We start from the raw sequence: 21032 nt of genomic DNA, 5'->3' as shown, positions 1-21032 counted from the left end.
GTGAACTGAATAATCAGAACAAGAGGAGTAAAAGAATTTGAAACGGAAATTGAAAGTGAATGTCATTGAATGGCGGTCACTCAATTTATTCACTGCAATTTCTGTACTAATAATTATTGAGTATGATACACAGGAGAGAAATAATGTCACAAAAGAGCTTAATTGCTAAAATAAAAGATGACGAATGGTTCTTGTCTCTTATTAAAAGGCGTTTGAGGGAAAATAAAGAAGAATCGGATGAAACTGAACGTTTTATGAATGAGATTGCTTTGTTGTCTTCCATTGATTTCAGATTAAAATATCTCAGGTCTATGTCAAGAGAAGAAATGATTCAGAATATTTTGGAAGTATGCAAGGAGAATGGCTTTATCCCGCAATATGATTCTTCCGGTTCGCCCTCTTTTTATGGTCACAGAGTTGAACTTTCGCAGGACGGAACATTTACAGCATGTTTTTCCGATGACGGAGTTGTGATTTTTCCATCGCGGGAATTACCATTATGTTGGACAAAACTGATTCTTAAAAAAGGATTTAATAATGCAAATCCGAGTGATATGGGTGTTTCTTTCTCCCCTGATTCGTCTAAAGTAGCGATTTTGTATGTAAATGTTCTTCACATTTGGGATGTCTCCGAATTAAGAGTTCAAAGATTGGAGAATCTGAATTCTGAGAATGTGAATTTGGAGAATGTGAACTTACCAACGATAAATATGGTATCCTGGTCAGCCGACAGTAAAAGAATATCTTATGTTAAACAAAAATGCGAACAAGAATTCGAGATATGTGTTTATGATATTCATGAAAAAAGAATTGTCCAATCTATTCCAACTTCATATCCCGTTTCAACCACTTGTTTGGATAATCAAGGCACGAACATTCTTTTGCTCGGAGATTCAGCTGTAAGAATAATTGATGTCGTTTTAGGGGAAGAAATCAATAAGATGAATTCTCTTGTGTCACTTGATGATGCTGAAGCATTATTCAAAAACGAAGAGTTCTATGTTCTAGCAAATGGGATTGTCCTTAAGATAAAGGATAAATTAGAAATGATAAATCCGGATGGTTTAATATTTCCAATTTCCCAAAAAATTGAAAAAATGTATAATTCACATATGTTTGATTCTATTGTTGATGTCTCCTGTCGCGGATTGAAATCAACAGATGAAAACCTAATCATGTATGATCGCAGTGTCCAATGCAATCCGGTCGATTATATTCTGTCAGACACACTCGATGTAAAGATGATTCAACGCCAACAATGGCCGCAATATGATTCTGAATTTAATGAAGATGATGAGGCTGAGTTTTTAGAATTTTTGTCCAATGCTGAGAAAAAATACATTCCGTATGGATCCGCAAAAAATGTGTATCTTAGACAGACCAAAACAGAAGCTATGATAGAGGATTCTTCAATGTTTAAATTAATTGATTTTTCTTTCCTCCATCGCTTTCAACCAAAATTTCAAAAAAAGATCATCAACAAAGGTAGAAATGTGTACGTTTGGGACGATAATGATATTTCGTCACTTATTGGTTTTGCCTATTGTTCAGGGAATGAGAGACTGATATTAAGTGAAGAGGGCATTGAAATAAAAGCTATTCCTATCGGAAACAAGATTAAATCAAACGATCCGTTCAATGATTATTATCTGGATGGAGAGAATGTCCTTTATTGTGTGGATCCTTTTGCAAACTGTGAAAAAATTGCCGATGATTCAACATTTCAACACTGCTCGTTGAATGAAATCAAATGGATTTCCGGCTCAACCTGGCCGAAAATTTATGTCATTGGGAAAGATAAATCGGAATCATTTATTCAATCGGGTCCTATGCAAAATTTGTTTCCTCTTGAAGATATACATTTGTCCTGTCCGCAAAACATATGTCTTTTTTCAGGAAAAATTTATTGGATATCAAATGAAGGCGAGATATGTGTTTCCAATCTTGATGGGTCTGTTATTCAACACCAGAAAATTATTAATCTTAGCGGATGGCGGTCAACTGGTAAGACATCTGACGGAAGATTTTCATTGGTCAAATTCGAAATGAATGTTGACCAAAAAACAATCAATGTAAAATTTGCGCGGCTGTTTCCGGAAAGCGGCCATATCGATGTATTTGAAAAAGCAAACTTCAATTTCAGAACAGAAGAAGCGTGGCGTACAGATTTAGATGTGAAGAATACATCTATTATTGTCAAAGAATGGAAGAATATATATCCACTGACCATCAAAAAAGAGGAGTTGAAGAAAGGTATGGTTATTAAACTGAGCGTCGATTCAATCTCTACTAATATGACTGCTCTTGAATGTGGACGGTACATAATATCGACAACAGAGGATATAGAAAATCCTGAAAATCCTGCCGATTGGTATGAACCACGACTTCGTGTTATGGATTCTAACAAGGGTTTAATGATTAGGTACAACCTGGATCAGTCTGGAGGACAAATGTATGGGTTTGCTGGATATGAGATAGATTCAAGGTCAAAAGCCCTCTCTTTAGATGGCGGTAAATTTATTGTGTCAGAAATGACATCCAGCCACGCTCTCTCCGATAAGAGGCATGGTATTTCGTCATGGGATACATCAAGCGGGAAAAGATACCCTAGGGGAGATATTCCTGTATATGGAAAGCTGTTGGAAAAATGCGATGAGGGTAGTGTGCTCGTGTCATCAGCTTCGGACGGTATTGTTCATAGTGTATCAACTTATGATAAAAAAATGAAAAAAGTTCTGGATGAAAAGACAATCTTCACGTGGTGTCAAGATTCTTCTGACCCGCAGTCAGAAGAACTTGATTCGGATGTTTTGTTGGAAAAGTTTCCTTGTATTTCCGAATTTGCGGGTGATGATTGTTTGGAGTATATCGAAGTTGTTAAGAATATAATTCCACCCCATTGTTCCTTTAAAAATGGAGATGTTGTGATTTTACCCGTTGGTGTAAATTCAAAAAGTGAAAATATTCCTTCGCTGCCATACATCTATACATTTGATCGCATTTTCGATCATTATGTCGGCAAAACTTTTGATTATCAGATTCCTTTAATATGGATGAATATTCAATCAATCATCTGCACCTATTCTTATGGGCGATTAATCCATCCGATTGATTTTAATCTTGATCTCGTGACTCGCATCGAACCTGATTGTAAACATATGCCGTGCGGCGCTTTGCGTCATCTGTCATTATGTCGTGTCGGAGACAAGTATGTGGTACAACAACCCGTTCGAAAAAACTTGTCAGATGTTCCTGAGGATATGAGATACAAAACTCGCATCATAGGGGATGGAATTGACTTCGAAATTGATGATGTTATGGGTTGGCAAATTAAAGGTTCCGATGAGGAAAAGTTGCTTTCCTTGTTTATTGACAACGAATCTTTCTCATATGTTACTGTCAGAGGAACTGAGGTTCTTTTTGTGACAAATACTGGGGGAGAAGAGACAATTAAAAAGATTTGTAATGAAGGCGAATATTGTCCTGTTGCATTATACGCAGACGATGCTGTTTCCATTTCTTTTGATCCCTATAGAAATATCATGTTCTTTTCTAAAGAAGAAACTGAAATGATACCCGTTGGAAATCTTTTAGATAATACATACAAATATGGAAAATTCAATTTGGTTTCAAAGAGTGAAGACGGAACGATGTATTTTGATATCGGTTATGGTGAAGAAATACAAATAACACCGGATATGGAAGTCCAAAAATCCGAAAGAAAGCAGCTGAAGGAGTTATCGGGCAATTTAGACCGCACAACCTGCAAATTAGATGATGGTAAAGTTGTCAACTATAACGGAGTTTTCGTAAAATATTTTAATTCATAAATTTGGTCCGTCAAAAAATCGTACGGGTTACATATTTATTTTTCATGATTTGAACATCATTTTTTTGTTCTTATCATGATTTTATTTTTCTCAAAAACGCATATTATCATTAATATTCATTGATTTTTATGACTTCTTCTGTTCACGTTTTGTTTTCATATACATATGCCCTCTGCCTTCTTATATTCGAAAACTTTTTATACTTTTTCAATAAGGTTGGAACTGCATGTTGATTATGCGAAACAGTTTCGTACTTTTCAACAAATTAGAATGTTCAATTTGTAACTCGTTTTGTTTTGAAAAACAAGTGAAATTTTGAAAATTGTATTAAATTTTTAATATAAACGAGGTAATGTTATGATTAAAAGAGAAACTGCAACCAAACTCTGTATGGTTTTTTTCATGTCTTGCGGCATGTCACTCCTTCAAATGATTATTAACACAAAACAGATTCCGACGCTTTTTGATTGGCTCGGATCTTGGGCGATATCATTTGTTTTAGCGTTCATTTTGACAAGTTTTGTGACGCCGATGGTGCTGACAAAAATTCTTCCCGCAATCTACAAGGACAACACTCAGAGAAATATGCAGACTCAGGGGGCATCGTCAATGACGCACACATCCGCTCCTGTCGCCGAAACCGTGGATTAAATAGAAAAAATACTTCGTTTTATTAATCAAAGCGTTAAAGCGATGCACAATCGGTCGAATTCAATTTGACCGGTTCACCAAAATTCGTCTTTCTTTTTGTTTTTATCTTTGTTTTGTTTTTATCTTTGTTTTGTTTGTTCTATCTTTGTTCTATCTTGTTTTGTTTTTGTTTTCATTTTGTCTTAAAATTAAAAACGCGGTGTCGGTTTGACTTTTTTTAAAAAACAGTGTGCGGCTCGCGCGCGGCAGCCGCCGGCAGACACAGTCAAACAGTCGGAAGTGTAAAAGACAGTTGCAGACTGTTCCGCTTTGCATGTCAGACCGCAGTTGATAAAATATTTTCAGTTTTTTTGTTTTTTCGGACAAACCTAAACATCCATTTTTCTTTAATTCAATAAACCCGAACGCCCTTTAAAAATCAAAAATAAAAGGAGTCCTTTGGATAAAAAACGGCGTTCGTTTTTGTTTTAGATTTGAATAAAATCGATGTTTGTTTTTGATAAAATAAATTGAAAAGTTCAAATACCGCCCCCGCAAACGAGATTCGTGAGCGAAGCGAGCGATATCGTGGCTTGCGGATTCTTACACGACGATTAAAAAGTTCGAGCTCAGCTGATTGCGTCGGCAATTTAAATGTCAGCATCTGTGAAATTCGTCGACGTATGGTTAGAATCTCAATCTCCTTCTTTCCTTCGCTGCGCTTCGGAAACGCGTCGATTGAGGGGCGGTTCTTTGTCTTTTCTTTGAATTTTTGGACAAACCCAAACATCGATTTTTCTTTAAATTCAATAAACCCGAACGCCCTTTAAAACCCAAAATAAAAAGAATCTTTTGGATAAAAAACGGCGTTCGGTTTTTTTTAGATTTGAATAAAACGGATGTTTGTTTTTGATAAAAATAAATGAAAAGTCCAAACAACAACCCCGCAAGTTGAGATTCCCGTAGCGAAGCGAAGGGAATTGAGACTTGGCGGATTCTTACACGACGATTAAAAAGTTCGAGCTCAGCTGATTGCGTCGGCAATTTAAATGTCAGCATCTGCGAATTCGTCGACTCATTGTTAGAATCTCCAACTCCTTCTTTTCTCCGCTTCGCTCCGAAAACGCGTCGTTGGAGGGGCGGCGCTTGGTCTTTTAATTCGGATGATTTTTCGATTGAAACATCATTTTTTCTTCAATCTAAAACAAAAATGAAACGCCTTCTTTTTTCCAAATCTAAAACATTTATTTAGGGTTTTATCGGGCGTTTAGGTTCAACGTTTTTGAAAATTGGATGTTTGGGTTTCAAAGATGTAAAACAAAATGAAACCAAATGAACAAGAAATTATCAAAACGAAAAAAAATCATAAAAATAAAACAAAATGAAATTAAAACTCAAAAAAGTAAATAATAAATTGAAAAAGTAAATTGGAAAAAAGAAAAATGAAAAGATGTAATTGAGAAAAAGAATATTGAAAAGATTAAGATGCGTTCGTCTCATCTTTTTCTTCATTTGTTTTTTCATCTTTTTCTTCATTCAACTCTTCTTTTTTACTCAATTCTTTTTCTTCATTCAACTCTTCTTTTTCATCCGCTTTATCATCTTTTTCTCTTTGTTCTTTCATTTTCTCGCGTCTGTCAGCCTTCTCTTTCTCTTTTAAGAATTGATTCTTTTCCGCGAGCTGTTTTTCATGAAATTCTTTCTTCTCTTCATTCGTCAGAACGATATCGGTTTTGCCGGTAAATCGATCAAAAGCATTGGCCGTCGTAAAGACTTTCTCGCGAGGTCCTTTTCGATTATATAATACACCGAGGAAGACAAGGGCGATTCCGATTAATTCCAGACTCTGCATTAAAAAAAGACCGAGCAGAACCATCGATGAAGCAATGATGCCTTTAAATGCTCCTTTTCTGTAGGAGTCGTATCCCGTTCTTCTGAAAATACGCATATCTCGAAAAGTCAGGAATAAAATTACAAAGTAAGCGAAAACGCCGATTCCCATATAGATATAGGTGTATATCTCCAGACCATATTCCATATTTTTCCTCTCATTATTAAATTAAAATTTAAATCATTTTTGTAAATCAAAAAGCTGATCCGTAAAATTATCTGTAAAATTATGTAAAATTATCTGTAAAATAATCAGTAAATAATCCGTAAAATAAAAAGTAAACCAACGCAAATTAAAACTGTTTTGATTCTATTAAAAGATTCTATTAAAATATGGTGCAAGTTTGATTCCTTTTGATTCATTTTATGTTTATTTAAATATGTTTATATCAAATGGAATTCATTTTATGTTCTTGGTGAATCAATTCTTATCATTTTAAACCATTTTCAAGTCAATTCATATCATTTTAAACCATTTTCAAGTCAATTCATATCATTTTAAACTATTTCAAGTCAATTCTTATCATTTTCAAATCATAATCACGATTGAGAATCGTTTTTTAAGAGTGCATAAATTATGGAAACCATGACATTTTGGTACGTTCTGCTGTTTATTCTGCTTATTCTTTCCGCCTTTTTCTCGGCGACCGAAACGGCTTATTCAACGGCAAACAAGCTTCGCTTAAAAGCAATGGCTGACAACGGCAACGCTTCTGCAAAACGCGTTTTAAAAATTACGGAAAATTATGACAAATTCATTTCAACCGTTTTAATCGGCAATAACGTTGTCAACATCGGTGCTTCCTCCATTGCGACCCTTCTTTTTGCACGCATGTTTCCGGAAGAAATGGCGGCAGCCGTTTCAACCGTCGTTGTCACGATCGTTGTTTTGATCTTCGGCGAAACACTTCCCAAAAGCTTCGGAAAAGCAAATGCCGAAAAATACGCTTTGGCAACCTCAAGAATCGTCAGTCTGATCATCACCATTTTCTCGCCGGCCGCATTTGTTTTGGTCAAACTCATCGGTTTACTCAACCGGAAAAAAGAGCCTGACGGACCGACCGTTACGGAAGATGAATTGAAATACATTATCGAATCCATCGAAGAAGAAGGCATTTTGGAAGAAGACGAAAGTGATCTCGTTCAATCCGCGCTCGATTTCGACGAAACGACGGCTCAGGAAATCATGACGCCGCGCTCTGATATCGTTGCCGTTCACATTGACGATTCTTTAGATGACGTTTTGAACAAAATCATTCGTGAAGGCTACACGCGAATGCCTGTTTACAAAGAAAATTTAGACAATGTCGTCGGTTTCGTCAACGCAAAAGACGTTTTGATCCGCGCCGCGACAAACAGGCGCTTCAATCTGAATCACTTGATGAAGCCCGTCACTTTCGCTTACGTGACGATGAACATCTCCCCGCTCTTGACGGAAATGCGCCAATCCAAATCACTGATGGCAATCGTTGTTGATGATTACGGCAGCACAAAAGGCATCGTCACAATGGAAGACATCCTGGAAGAGCTTGTCGGCGAAATTTGGGATGAGCACGATGAAATCGTCAGCGAAATCACAGAAGTCGAAGAAGATGTTTTTGAAGTCAACGGCAACATGAATTTGGACGATTTGTTTGAATATTTGGATGCTGATGACAGCACTTTTGAATGCGACTACAACACAGCCGGCGGCTGGGCGCTCGCGGTTTTTGAAAGAATCCCGAAAATCGGCGACACCTTCTCTTATAAAAATCTGAGAGTAACGATATTGGAAGCCGACGAACAGCGCGTGACGAAATTAAAAGTTGAAAAAACGAATGAACCGATTTCAAAAGAAGAAACGAAATGCGGCATCGAAGAAAAAGCGGATGATATTGACGAATAATTTTGATAAAATATACGAAAAACGAATCTCCCCTTTTTTCACTTTTTTAAAATTGATGCGGCTCGCGCGCGGGCGGCGGACAACAGTCAGCAATCCGGTCGTGATGATCCGACAAAAAGATGTGCAGCAGGATTGAATCATCTGTCTGAGAATCGAATGTCGGTTTTTTAATTTCATCATCCGATCAGTTCATCCTTTTATTGCTCTCTTTTCCGTCGGTTGCTCTCCTTTTTCATTTTATTTCACGGGTAAACCTTATATAGAAGCGTTTACATTAGTTTTATTCCAAATCTGAGTTGCAGATTCGTAAAACAGCCTCTTTAAATCATGATTTTATATCGGCTGCTTTATGGAAAAAGACGGTTTTTAAAATGCCGTTTTTATTGTCTATTGTATGTTAATAGTGTACATTAATAGTGTTATTATCATTGTCAGTGAGACATTTTTACAGTTATCAAAGGAGGATTTAATAAATGTCCGGTCAACCTATCTTTATTTTAAGTGAAGGCAGCAGAAGAACAAGAGGTTCTGACGCCCAAAACAACAATATCATGGCAGCAAAAGCTGTCGCGGAAGCAGTCAGAACAACACTCGGTCCCAAAGGAATGGACAAAATGCTTGTTGATTCGATGGGCGACGTCATCATCACAAACGACGGCGCAGCCATTTTAAGAGAAATGGACATCGAACACCCGGCAGCAAAAATGATTGTCGAAATTTCCAAGACACAGGACGCGGAAGTCGGTGACGGAACAACCACCGCAGCCGTTTTGGCAGGCGAACTTTTGGCAAGCGCCGAAGACCTTTTGGAAGACGGCATTCACCCGACTCTTATTTCCGCGGGCTACCGCTTGGCGGCCGACAAAGCGCAGGAAATCGTTTCATCTATTGCAATCGACGCATCCGTTGACGATGTCGAAACATTGAAGAAAATCGCGGCAACCGCAATTACCGGAAAAGGCGCTGAAGCTCACAAAGACAAGTTGTCCGAATTGACCGTTGAGGCTGTCCGCTCCATTACGAAAACAGATGCACACGGCAAAGTCGTTGCCGATACAGACAAAATCAAAGTCGAAAAGCGTGCCGGCGGAAGCATTGATGATTCCGTTCTCATTGACGGCGTGATTATTGACAAAGAACGTGTTCATCCGAACATGCCGACCAGCATCAAAGACGCAAAAATCCTTCTCCTCGGCGCTCCGATCGAATACAAAAAGACGGAAACCAAATCCGAAATCAAAATTACTTCTCCGGACCAGATGCTCAGCTTCATCGAACAGGAAGAAGCGATGCTTAAGGAAATGATCAACAAAGTCCTCGCTTCCGGCGCAAATGTTATTTTCTGCCAGAAGGGAATCGATGATTTGGCTCAGTATTATTTGGCAAAAGCAGGCATCTTAGCCGCACGCCGCATTAAACAGAGCGACATGACAAGACTTTCCGAAGCCACAAACGCCAAGATTTTGACAAGCATTGACGAAATCACGGCAAATGACCTCGGCGAAGCAAAACTTGTCGAAGAAAAGGAAACAACCGGCTCCAAGATGATTTACGTCACGGGCTGTCCGGGAACAAAGACTGTTTCACTCTTCCTCCGCGGCGGAACCGAACACGTTGTCGACGCGCTTGACCGCGCCATTGAAGACGCCATCCGTGTCGTTGGTGTTGCGATCGAAGATCAAAAAGTCGTTGTCGGCGGCGGATCTCCCGAGATCGAAATTTCACTCCGTTTGCAGGAATACGCGGCAACGCTTTCCGGCAGAGAACAGTTGGCTGTCGCCAAGTTTGCCGAATCTCTTGAAATCATTCCGCAGACGCTTGCCGAAAACGCAGGTCTTGACCCGATCAACATGCTTGCCGAAATGAAGGCTCAGCACGAAAAGGGCAACAAGAACGCCGGCTTGAATGTTTACGAAGGAAAGGTTGAAGACATGTATGAAAACAGCGTTCTTGAACCCTTGAGAATCAAAACACAGGCTATCAACGCCGCAACCGAATCCACCATCATGATTCTCAGAATCGATGACGTGATCGCATCCGCAAAAGCAATGCCGATGCCGCAGGGCGGCGGAATGGGCGGTATGGGCGGAATGCCTCCGGGCATGATGTAAAAAAATTTTGTTCGCGGCCGACCTTCGGTCAGCCTCTCACAAAATTTCAAAGAGCACTTGGGGGGCGGTGTTTGTAAAAAATCGCTTCGCGACTTTTATGGCTTCGCCGTCGATTTAGAGCGGTGTTTGCGGAAAAATTGCTTCGCAAGTTTTCAGGCTTCGCCTTTTGGGGCGTTTGCAGTTTGATTGCAAGTCTGCATTCGCGCCTGTACTCATTTCATCTTCCAAAGTAATCCGATGCTTGCATAATTCTGCTTTGCAGTTTTATGCAGCGTCTTTTTCAGCCTTTAATCACCAACTCTCTTTATTTATCACCAATCCTCTCATTAAAGGCTGATTTATTTTATTTCGTCTTCCTGTTTTCGGCACTCTCAGTTTGCCGTTTTTATTTTATCATTCCCGTTTTTGCCGGTATTCCGCAGTTATTATTTTATTCAATCTCTCTTTCTTGATTTTTCAATCTATGTTATCTTTTCAGGTTATTTTTGTGTTTTTGTTCGTTTTTTGTTAATTTGTTTTTCGATAATTTCTTAATTTTGATTGGTTTGTTTTGTCTTTTTTCTGTTTCTTTTTTTGCTTTTTTATTGCCTCTTGATTTCGTTTTCAAATGTGCAATATCTTTATATATTCTGATTTCCTTTAGTTTAATCTGCACAATTTTACTTGTTTTGTCGGGGTTTTCCGACGCTTTGTGCGAAAATCGCAGGGGGAGCGGGTAAAGGGATTAGCGCAGGACTGCGTTTCTCTTTTCCGTCCAAACAAGTTATGTCGTGCAGACGACTCCGTATCAGTTTGAAAAAACTGTATTTCAAAACTAAAAATAAAAACGATTTCAAAACGCAAATGTTCCGTTTCGTTAAGCGAAATGTTATGCAATTCAATACAAACGAATGCAGTAAAACCCGAAAACCGTAAACCGGTTGATTTTTCAGTGTCATACCGCTGAAATTGAAAACCCATTCTAAACCAAAGTAAAAACCAATTTGTTACACACACAAATTAATCGAAATCCGTTTCGATCTGACATAAAAAACAAAGTATCACGAAACATACGAAATATACCAAAAATATACGAAATAACCAACATACGAAATACAAAATTCGAAAAAAAATTGAAAAAAATCGAAAAATTTAAAATAAAGGTGATGTCGGCCGCCTTACACTCGGCCGGCATCGAGTACCTATGTCACCGTACAGCAAAAGTAAAGTGAACAGAGGCAACTGCTGAAACGTTCGGGAAATATAAAAGGATTATTCCGTTTCCGACATTTCGGCGTTTCTCTTTTTTCTTTACTTTTCCATGCGCTTTATGCGCGTAACACGACTGAAATGCGCGCGTAACAAGAAAATCGCGCGAAAATCTCTGAAATTTGTCAAAATAATTTAAAAAAATGCCGCCCGGTATTCTTTCAAACAACTCTCGAAATAATTCAATCAAAATAATTCGACAAACAATTCGACCAAACAATTCGATCAGATCCAATAATTCATCATGTCGCCTGACGAGCCGAAAATCTTTCCTTGGATTTTCGTGTTGATTCTCTTCATTGAGAATCTGTCGGTTCAAAACCAACGGGCGGCAAGGAAGCAGAATTGCGTCTCTGTCTGTCTTACAGAGGCAGGGTCGTATCTGCTCCCGTTTCAAAATCAGCAATTATCAAAAGCGGACACTAACCAACCCCGTATATTGTGTAAAAAATCCTTTGCTTTTGATTTGCTGCCTCACCCCTAAACCGGGCAAATCCGAACTGACCCGAATCGTTCGGATTTGCCTGTTTGCCTCCGTCAAATCCCGTATGAAGCAACGGGGTCCAACCACCTCTCGTATCTCGAAAGTTCAAAAAACCAAAAAAACGGCGGAGGCAAACAAAAAACAGATTCGGTGGAATGTGCGCAAGACAAATGCAAACAAAACAATTGCAGCAAACACAACGAAGTAAACAAAAAATCGAAAATAAAATCGACAACAGGAAATGGAATTTAAATTTAAAAAAATCGAAAAAAAATCAAAAAATATGACATAAAATCATTTGTCGCTTCATCCGAGCCCCGAAAATGAAATAAAAATCAGAATCGGAGCGGCGGGTTTTTCGTGTCAAAGCGATAAGCGGCTTTTCAATCCGAAGATGTAATTCAAATTGGAAACAAATTGAAATTTACCTCTTTGAGATTGAAATCAATAAAACCAATTCCAAAAAAAGAAGATCCTACCCCGATCACAACGGGGCCGAATCACATTCTTAATAAAATCAGACTTAATCAAAAACCTTCGTAAAAAAGAACAATTTCGAATAGTTGTTTATCTAATAAATAACTGTCGGAACACATGTCTTTGGAACAAGTTTTCCCAACTCTGATTATGAATGTGGTGCAACGATAAACAGGATTAGTCTCTGCCTCAATCAATAACCCCCGATTTCCATTCCCGAATTTCATTTGAAATTTCGGGGCGGTTTCTTGGAAGGTTGATGGATTTTGGAGGAATTTGGTTTTTAAATTACTTAATTAAATTATTTAAATACAAATTAAAAAAATACAAAGAGGTTACAAAAAATGAGTAAAATCTCAACCTTTTTAATCGCCTTATTGGTGATGTTCGCCCTCGTGGGCGTTGCGAGTGCTGGAAGCGGCACTCAAGCTGATCCCTACACTGTTCTTTATGTCGGATATTCATATGTCGGCGGTGGAGGCTCAATGTGTAATGGAGCGGGGGATAATACCGTTATAAGTCAGTTATCTGGCGACAATGTGTACTATACAACCGACTATATCAACATTGACTACGACGCATATTACTACCCTACTGCGGCCAGCTATAATGCTGCTGCAACAGCGATTGACAATGCAGGAACATATGACTTTTTGATTGCTGAAATGGCCTATGGCGGTTACTCATATGGTGCCACAGTTGACGCTGCTCGTGAGTCATTCTACAACGCAACCAGAGATTCAACATCCTTTGGCATTAGAGCATCTATCTTCAGCGATGATTATATAAACTCCTATGCACCGGAGAATTTTAACTTCCGCGATGATACGTCATATGGTCAGGCCACCAACCTTACCTACACTCCAAGATTCCAAAATGCGGTTGATAATGTAAATTATAACAATTGGCCATCTATGCCGGATTATGAAGATTTCTTGGCATATTTGAACTGAGAAAAAACTGGCATTTTTATCTAATTTGATGTAACAATGTCAAAAAACTAAATTGTTGTGAATTGATGATGCCTTTTGCATCATCTTTTATTTTTTAATTAATAGATAATATTGAGGCGTTAATTGTGGTATATCTTACAAAGGGAACAAAAAAAAACTCATTTATTCTTATTTTATTGTGTCTATTGTTTATTTTTTTGACTTCGACTGCTCAGGCGACTATTCCTGAAATGCGTGATTCTGTAAACATTACATACGTCGGATTTAATACTACAGATACTCCTGCGATTGAAGTGTTAATGGAAGATTATCTCGGGTCTGAAAAAGATTATCTGAATAGGGTATCAGGATACATGAATCATCAAAATTCTCAAATATTTCATGTAAATTACCATTATATTAATGGATACGAAAGCCCATACGAAACTTCGGAGTTAAAATCGTTTTTAAATCCTTCATCCGGGGAAATTTTGGAACAGGACATCGTTATTTTTGATATGTTCCAGTTTTCTGCGAAGCAAGATCTTTTAGAGGATTTAAAAGATGCAAAAGATGCAAATCCAAATTTAAAATTAATCCAAATTCGAAGTGATGGGGTAGATCCAGATAACATATTTGATGCACTGGATGACGACCGTCTTTCAATTTTAATAACTATGAATTTTTACTATTATGATTTTTGGACTGATTCAACAAAGACATTATATCAAGATATTGCTATAAATTGGGATGATCCCAATAATGAATTCAGATCCTCTTTTAATGATTTCGAAGATTATTACGAGTATTTAATAAACGACCATATAGTAGCAAATGAAGCAGAAGCAGCCAGTTTAACAATGCTCATCATCACTCATCTTCTAAACGAATATGCTCCTCCTGAAACGATTGAAGAAATGAATTTTGATAAAACTAAAATTTTGTATGTCGGCTTCGATCCCGGTGTGGAAACATCAAACTATTCTGGTACACTGGCTTTTGATACTTTAAGCAGTCTTCTTGAAACTTCTATTTACGACGGTTATCTGGAAATTGATGTGGTTTCTTACGGAACGGTTCCTGATTCGACTTCAAATATCTATCCGCAGCTTCTGATCGATGACAGTTGGGCCACCCCAGAAACACTTTATTCAAATATGGAATCAAATGGCATTAAATTTGAAGATTATCATATAATCCTGTTTGACGGATTTTTCACACCCGAAATGATCAGTAAATTTGAAAATGTTTTTGCGGATGTTCCTGAAGGTACAACACTTCTCTTTCAAACAAGATATCTTGATACTGCTACAGGTACTACTACCAAAATATTCAGCGGTACTTTACCCTCCGGATCATCTTCCATTAGTTCTTCTTATTTCGTTATGTATAGCAGTTCCCCTTCGTTTGCCAATTTACTTCTGAATATCAAACAAACTCTGAGAACTGCACAAATCGGTACTTCATTTTCATCACAAAATTTTATTTATAGTAATGTGGTGGCAACTTTAGAATTCGGCGGGTATTTTTCCCATACGCGTGGAAAAATTAGTACGGATACACTTGAAAAATATATGGAGAAACATGAAGAATTAGAATATCATAATTCTGGGGCTCCGTATGTTGTGATATTTGGTTTTGGAGATTACAAAGAAAACATGGATGAGTTATCCCTAATTATCGAAAGCCAGGGATATAACACAGTTGTCATTGTATTTAGTGGCTTTGATTTTTATGCAAACATGGCTCAATATCTCAATAAAACAAAAGCTAATTCTGGTATTGAGGATATTGAAGCCGGCCGATACGTTACCAGTATGATTTCTTATAAAAATTGGGCATTAGATTATGGTAGCGTGTCAAACGGTGTTTACCAATTAGAAGAAATCGGTGTGCCTGTTATCAAAGCAGTCGGCTCATATACAGATCCGGAATATGAGGAAATCTACGATACAGGGTCCGGTGTCGTTTCTCAACATTTCACATGGATGGGGTCATCTTCAAATTTAGAAGGAATGATTGATTTTATCGCCGATACTGATCAGTCAATGCATGAGAAAAATCGAGAGTGGATTGCTGACAGAGCCATGGCTTGGGCAAAATTAAGTGAAAAAGATAACATTGCCAAAAACATTGCGCTCATGTATTACAATTATCCGCCCGGTAAAGAAGAAATCGGCGCCAACTATCTCAACGTCATGAGAAGTTTGGCAGGCGATGGTGCAAAAAGTTATGTTGCCGATGCCTCTCTTTCAATTGATTCAATCGGCAGATACACGTCTTACCCCGGAATTATCCGCGAGATGAGGGACGAAGGCTACAATGTCAGCATTGATCATTTGCCGGTCGTTACAATCGGTTCCGGCGGTGAACATATTTTTGATTACACTGTAACGGATGAAGATTTGATTTTGAATGAAGTCAATTTGATTAATCTCATCTATACGCAGGGTATCAATGTCGGTTCTTATGCTCCGGGCGTATTGGACACCATGATTCAGGAAAGAATTGATTATATCAATGATGACGATCCGCGTCACACTGCCGATAATTGGTGGGGTACCGAATTGATTCCTGTTTCCGATTATTTGGAATGGATCAATCATGAAATCTATGTCAACGAAACAATGAACGCATCCCTTTGGGAAGATGCGATTGAAGTTTGGGGAACACCTCAATCATTCGGCGCCATTGACAATGAAACCTATTGGGGCGGAATGATTTGGACTGATGCCGATAATCAAATCGGCGGCGGCAATAACCGCAACTATATTGTCGTTCCGATGATTAAGTTCGGTGACGGTATTCGAATTATGCCTCAGCCCAACAGAGCATTGGCAAGTGACACGGCATTGAGTTCTGCTGATTATCACGGCGATTTGCCCCCGACGCACCAGTATATTGCAACTTACTTCTGGTTAAACAGGGGAACAGATGACAGTACAGGCAGCGGCACGACAGGATTTGTCGGCGGTGACGGCAGATGGAAAGCTGATGCTGTTATTCACTTCGGAACGCACGGAACTCAGGAATGGCTTCCCGGAACATCTCTCGGTTTATCCCGAACAGATGATTGGGGACCGGTTTTGCTCCCCACCCTTCCGAATATCTATCCGTATATTGTTGCTAATGTCGGAGAAGGTTTAACGGCAGAATACAGAGGAAATGCTCTCATAATTTCCCATATGACTCCGCCGATGATCAAAACACAATTGTATGACGACCTCATTGAAATGGAAACCGCCATTCGCGGCTATCAGAAAAATGTTGCGGTCGGCAGCAGTGTTGACACACTTCTTGAAGCATACCGTTCCATTATCGTGGGATATGTCTTTGAGTTTGGTTGGAATGATGCATTCGTCGATACTTTTGAAAGTTATAAGAAACAAATTGTTGCAGATACGAATTATCCGGGAATTACAAAAACAAGTGATGTCACCGATAAAGTTCTTCAGGACTATTTAATTGCGAATGAGAACGAAATTTTTGACAGCTTTTTGAATAATCATCTGCACAATTTCGTTGAAGGTATCCGCGAAACCAGTTTATCTTATGGAACGCACGTTTATGGTGCTTTTGAAGATGAACAAGTTATTCCGATGGTTTGGAATATGTGGAGCCGTCAGGGTCTGGATGATCTTATGCTTGAAACTTACTTTGATGATATTCCCGAAGGTTCCGGCATTCCGACAACTCAAACCGCGACTATCTCTTCAACTGACGGAACAATTACAATAGATGCAGCTGACAGTGGTGAATACAAATACAGCGAAGATGACATTTTAGAATTCGTCACATTGGTTGTAAATCACGGCGAAGGTATTACTGCAACTGATATTCGAAGTTATTTAGACCAGGTCTTTGCAGAAGATGCCGGAAATACGGATTACCAAAATAAAATCCTTCTTTTCCTTCTTGGTCCGGGGTACATAATTACAGATGGAACTATAATTGATTTCAGCGGTACAAATAATAATACTGTAGCCAAAGTGAATAATACTTTACAAAAAACAACAGATCCTGAATTACAGGCAATTATTGACGAAATGGCTGATCAATTCTTTGAATTCTATTATTATTACACTGTTCCGACAGCTTTGCAATCTCAAACACCGACAGAGTACAAGGCAGCGGATGGAACGTATATAACGAAAGCGAATATGATCAAACAAATTGCTACAACAATTAACGAAACCCGTACATATATGAAAAATAATGATAACATCTATTCTTACGAAGCTGTCGAATACGGACTTGGAACTGCATTTGGAGTCGGAACCGGCAGAACGTGGTATAATGAGGACATGGTTCAGTATGTACGCGGAAATGATCGTATCGATTACGCTCAAAAAATATTGGAGTGCGGCGATTCTGAAATGAACGCGTTATTGAGTGCGCTTTCAGCCGGATATATCCCGCCGTCTTCAGGAAACGACCCCGTTTTGAATCCGTATGTACTCCCGACAGGACGTAATTTCTACGGCATTGACCCGTCTACTTTCCCGACACCGGCAGCATGGAAAGTCGGTCAGGCAATGGGTGAGCAAATGCTTGTTCATTATTATGAAACCTATGGTGAATGGCCTGACACGATTTCTATGATGCGTTTTGGTGTTGATTTCATCCAGGACGAAGGAACGCTTGAAGCATGCCTTTTCTATTTGATCGGTTGTGAGCCTACGTGGACTTCCGGCGGTAAACTGTCCGGCACAAACATTGTCACATATGCAGATGATTCTGAAAAGTATGATGAAATGTTCCTGTTAACTGTCAACGGTAAGCAAGAATATCGTCCGCGTGTTGATGTTGTTTACAACAGCGCCGGTATGCGTGACGGATTCGGTTCAATTCTTGTCCAAATCGATAAAGCAATCAAGAAAGTTGCAGCTCTGGAAGAAGGAACAGTAGATCAACCTGGTGTTACCAACAATATAAGGCGTAATGCTTTGGAACTTGTTGAATTGTTGGGCGGTACTGAAAATGATGCGGCTCTTTGGGACCTTGCAACATCGCGTATCTTTGCTCAGGCTCTCGGAACTTATGAGATCGGTACCGGCAATCTTGTCAGTGCCAGCGGCTATTTGGATCCTGATGACCAGGACAGCATCAAAGCAATTGCAGATTTGTACTTGGAAAAAATGGGATACTTATATTCCGAAAGTAGCTGGGGTACAAGTTCTGAAGACATCACGAAGCTTTTGACAGCTCTTCTCGGCAGAACGGATGCCTCTGTCTTCGCCAGTGCAGGAAATCTCTATGATTCGCTTGATAACGACGACGTTTACCAATACTTCGGTGTTATGAATATGGTTTCTTCAATGTATGACGATGATGGAAATTATCTCGAAAACATGGATGATTGGAAGACCCCGCAGATGTATATCGCTGACACAAGCAATATTGATACCTATAAATCCGGTACCAAAATTGTCTATACTGCCAGTGAATATATCCAAAAAGACTTGGCTGCCCGTTACTTGAATCCGACATGGATTCAGGGTCAAATGGAAGCCGGTTACAGTGGTGCAGCGTTGATGGCTGAATTCATCGAAAATCTCTATGGTTGGTCTATTGTAACCAATGGTGAAATCATCAGTGATGCAACATGGGATCGCATTTTCGAAACATATACCAGTGATGAGATGACCGAATGGCTCGGGCATACTTCTCCGTATGCATTGCAATCCATCAATGCCAGAATGATCGAAGCGATGAGAACAGGCGCATGGTCCACTCCGAATGTTGAAGGATTGACTGAAGAGGAGGTTAAAGCAATTTTAGATAAGCAGACGGCTCAGATGGAACAATTGATTGAGAACTATGTCCAATCCGTCCTTGAATCAGGTGTCGCCTGTTGTCATCACACTTGCGGTAACCCGACATTTGACAGTTTCGTCCAAGGTATGCTTGCAACCATTTCTTTTGAGACACTGTCAGAAGAGGATATAGAAACGTATCTCGAAATTGTCAAAAACGCGACAGAAGAGAAACCTCCGAAATCCCTTACTGAAAGCAAATCTTCAGGAACCGGTGTCGGAATGGCTTCTGTTGTTGAGGCAGTCACAGATCCTGATGCAGGTTCAGATGATGAAGGTGAAGATGATGTCTCCGGACAAAATCCGGGTGTCGGTCTTGACGGTGATGTGACCGGAACGCCGACAGATGTAGCCGGATTCGAAATGACGGTTTCAAAAGTTGCGTCAACAGTTCGAGATTTCATCCAAAACCCGACCTTCTCATCGTCGAGTATCATCGCCATCGCCTTTGTCATATTGGTGGTCGGTGCGATCTTCTACGGTTCGAGAAGGCAGAAGCTGTAATGAATTTGAAAAATCAAAGTAAATGATTGCCGGAATTTTCTCCGGCAATTTCTATTTATTCTTTTTTTATTTTTGAATTAATTTTTAATCCAATTTAATTTGCTTTTTCTTTATCAAATTTCAAAAAATTCATAATTTGTCATGTTTTATCATTCTGTTTTTAAATCTAAATAAAATTTATATAGGATATTGTTCTATTTCATTTTGCACAATTTTACTTGATTTGAGTTTGTCCTCAACCTCCATTCTCGGATCTCTCAAATCCTCTCGATAAGATTTATCGAACCGAAAAGAAATGCTTCCCGCGTTCTTTTTCATTTTTTTCAAAAAAATTGTGCCGGATTGACGTTCATCATATCCGTACAAAACACAACACACACAACACAAAAACGCTTTCAATGTCGTCCCCGCGATTCGCATTCAATCCCCCCGATAGAATGCAGTTGAAAGCGGCAAAAACGAAATTTAAGAGGCAAGACGGCGGCAAAGTATTCCCCGAAATAATACGGTGTCGCCGGAGTGCTTCAATTCTTTGGTTTTTTGATTTCGCCGTCGCGCGCGAGCCGCTTCATTTTTCATTTTATTTTTTGAAATCGACCTTCATTTTTATTCATTTTTGAAATTTCTCAATATCGGACTTTTGAAAAATAAGGGAGAAATGCGGCATAATTATTTATTCGTCGTGAAAAGAATCCGCCAAGTCTCGATTCATTGAAATAAAAAATCAAACATCGGGTTTATTTTAAACTAAAACAAAAAACGAACGCCTTTTTTTCAAAAAAGATTTTTCTATTTCAGGGTTTTAACGGGCGTTCGGGTTTATTGAAATTTAAGAAAAAACGATGTTTGAATAATTCGTCAAACGAATTGAAAAGGCGAAAAACCGCCCCTCAATCGACGCGTTTCTGAGCGTAGCGAAGAAAGAAGGAGATTGAGATTCTAACCACGAATCGACGAATTCACACATTCGGTTTTAAATTAAATAGGAGCGAAAAGCGCTGAAATAGGTCTTTTTAATCGTCATGGTAAGAATCCGCCAAGTCTCGTTTCCTCCGCTTACGCTCCGGGAACTCAACTTGCGGGGGCGGTGTTTGAACTTTTCATCATATTGAATCAAAAAAAACAAACATCGGGTTTATTTTAAATTAAAACAAAAAACGAACGCCTTTTTTCAAAAAAGATTTCTTTTATTTTGGATTTTATCGGGCGTTCGGGTTTATTGAAA

The 21032-nt window shown here is 38.9% G+C and carries 9 protein-coding genes; 6 read left to right on the top strand and 3 right to left on the bottom strand.

What is annotated here, in order from left to right:
* The first annotated feature begins 143 nt into the window (after window positions 1–143).
* Window positions 144–3830 (top strand): hypothetical protein, encoded by a 3687-nt coding sequence (locus MmiHf6_RS05395; RefSeq protein WP_316556783.1) that lies wholly within the window; start codon window positions 144–146, stop codon window positions 3828–3830.
* A gap of 357 nt (window positions 3831–4187) precedes the next feature.
* Window positions 4188–4481 carry a DUF2798 domain-containing protein gene (locus MmiHf6_RS05390; RefSeq protein ID WP_316556782.1) on the top strand — a complete coding sequence of 98 codons (294 nt, stop codon included), beginning with the start codon at window positions 4188–4190 and terminating at the stop codon, window positions 4479–4481.
* 150 nt (window positions 4482–4631) lie between these two features.
* On the opposite strand, the gene MmiHf6_RS05385 is transcribed toward MmiHf6_RS05390, so the two are convergent.
* The 3 genes from MmiHf6_RS05385 to MmiHf6_RS05375 form a co-directional block, all read right to left on the bottom strand.
* Complete coding sequence (locus MmiHf6_RS05385; RefSeq protein ID WP_316556781.1) at window positions 4632–4796, bottom strand: hypothetical protein; 165 nt, start codon at window positions 4794–4796, stop codon at window positions 4632–4634.
* A gap of 351 nt (window positions 4797–5147) precedes the next feature.
* A complete protein-coding gene (locus tag MmiHf6_RS05380) occupies window positions 5148–5519 on the bottom strand; it encodes a hypothetical protein (RefSeq protein WP_316556780.1) in 372 nt (123 codons plus the stop codon).
* 421 nt (window positions 5520–5940) lie between these two features.
* Complete coding sequence (locus MmiHf6_RS05375; RefSeq protein WP_316556779.1) at window positions 5941–6498, bottom strand: hypothetical protein; 558 nt, start codon at window positions 6496–6498, stop codon at window positions 5941–5943.
* Between the two features lie 429 nt (window positions 6499–6927).
* On the opposite strand from MmiHf6_RS05375, the gene MmiHf6_RS05370 reads away from it, so the two are divergent.
* The 4 genes from MmiHf6_RS05370 to MmiHf6_RS05355 all read left to right on the top strand — a co-directional run bounded on the left by MmiHf6_RS05370 (window position 6928) and on the right by MmiHf6_RS05355 (window position 19807).
* The gene (locus MmiHf6_RS05370; protein ID WP_316556778.1) at window positions 6928–8235 is read left to right on the top strand and encodes a hemolysin family protein; all 1308 of its coding nucleotides are present in this window, start codon (window positions 6928–6930) and stop codon (window positions 8233–8235) included.
* A gap of 473 nt (window positions 8236–8708) precedes the next feature.
* Complete coding sequence (gene thsA, locus MmiHf6_RS05365; protein ID WP_316556777.1) at window positions 8709–10346, top strand: thermosome subunit alpha; 1638 nt, start codon at window positions 8709–8711, stop codon at window positions 10344–10346.
* Window positions 10347–12899: 2553 nt separating this feature from the next.
* The gene (locus tag MmiHf6_RS05360) at window positions 12900–13508 is read left to right on the top strand and encodes a hypothetical protein (protein ID WP_316556776.1); all 609 of its coding nucleotides are present in this window, start codon (window positions 12900–12902) and stop codon (window positions 13506–13508) included.
* A gap of 230 nt (window positions 13509–13738) precedes the next feature.
* On the top strand, window positions 13739–19807 hold the full coding sequence (locus tag MmiHf6_RS05355; RefSeq protein ID WP_316556775.1) for a cobaltochelatase subunit CobN: 6069 nt from the start codon (window positions 13739–13741) through the stop codon (window positions 19805–19807).
* Window positions 19808–21032: the final 1225 nt, after the last annotated feature.

Source organism: Methanimicrococcus hongohii, from assembly GCF_032594095.1.
In the GTDB taxonomy this organism is placed as follows: Archaea; Halobacteriota; Methanosarcinia; order Methanosarcinales; family Methanosarcinaceae; genus Methanimicrococcus; species Methanimicrococcus hongohii.
The sequence above is the reverse complement of the archived record's forward strand: the minus strand, read 5'-3'. Positions and strand labels throughout refer to the sequence as shown.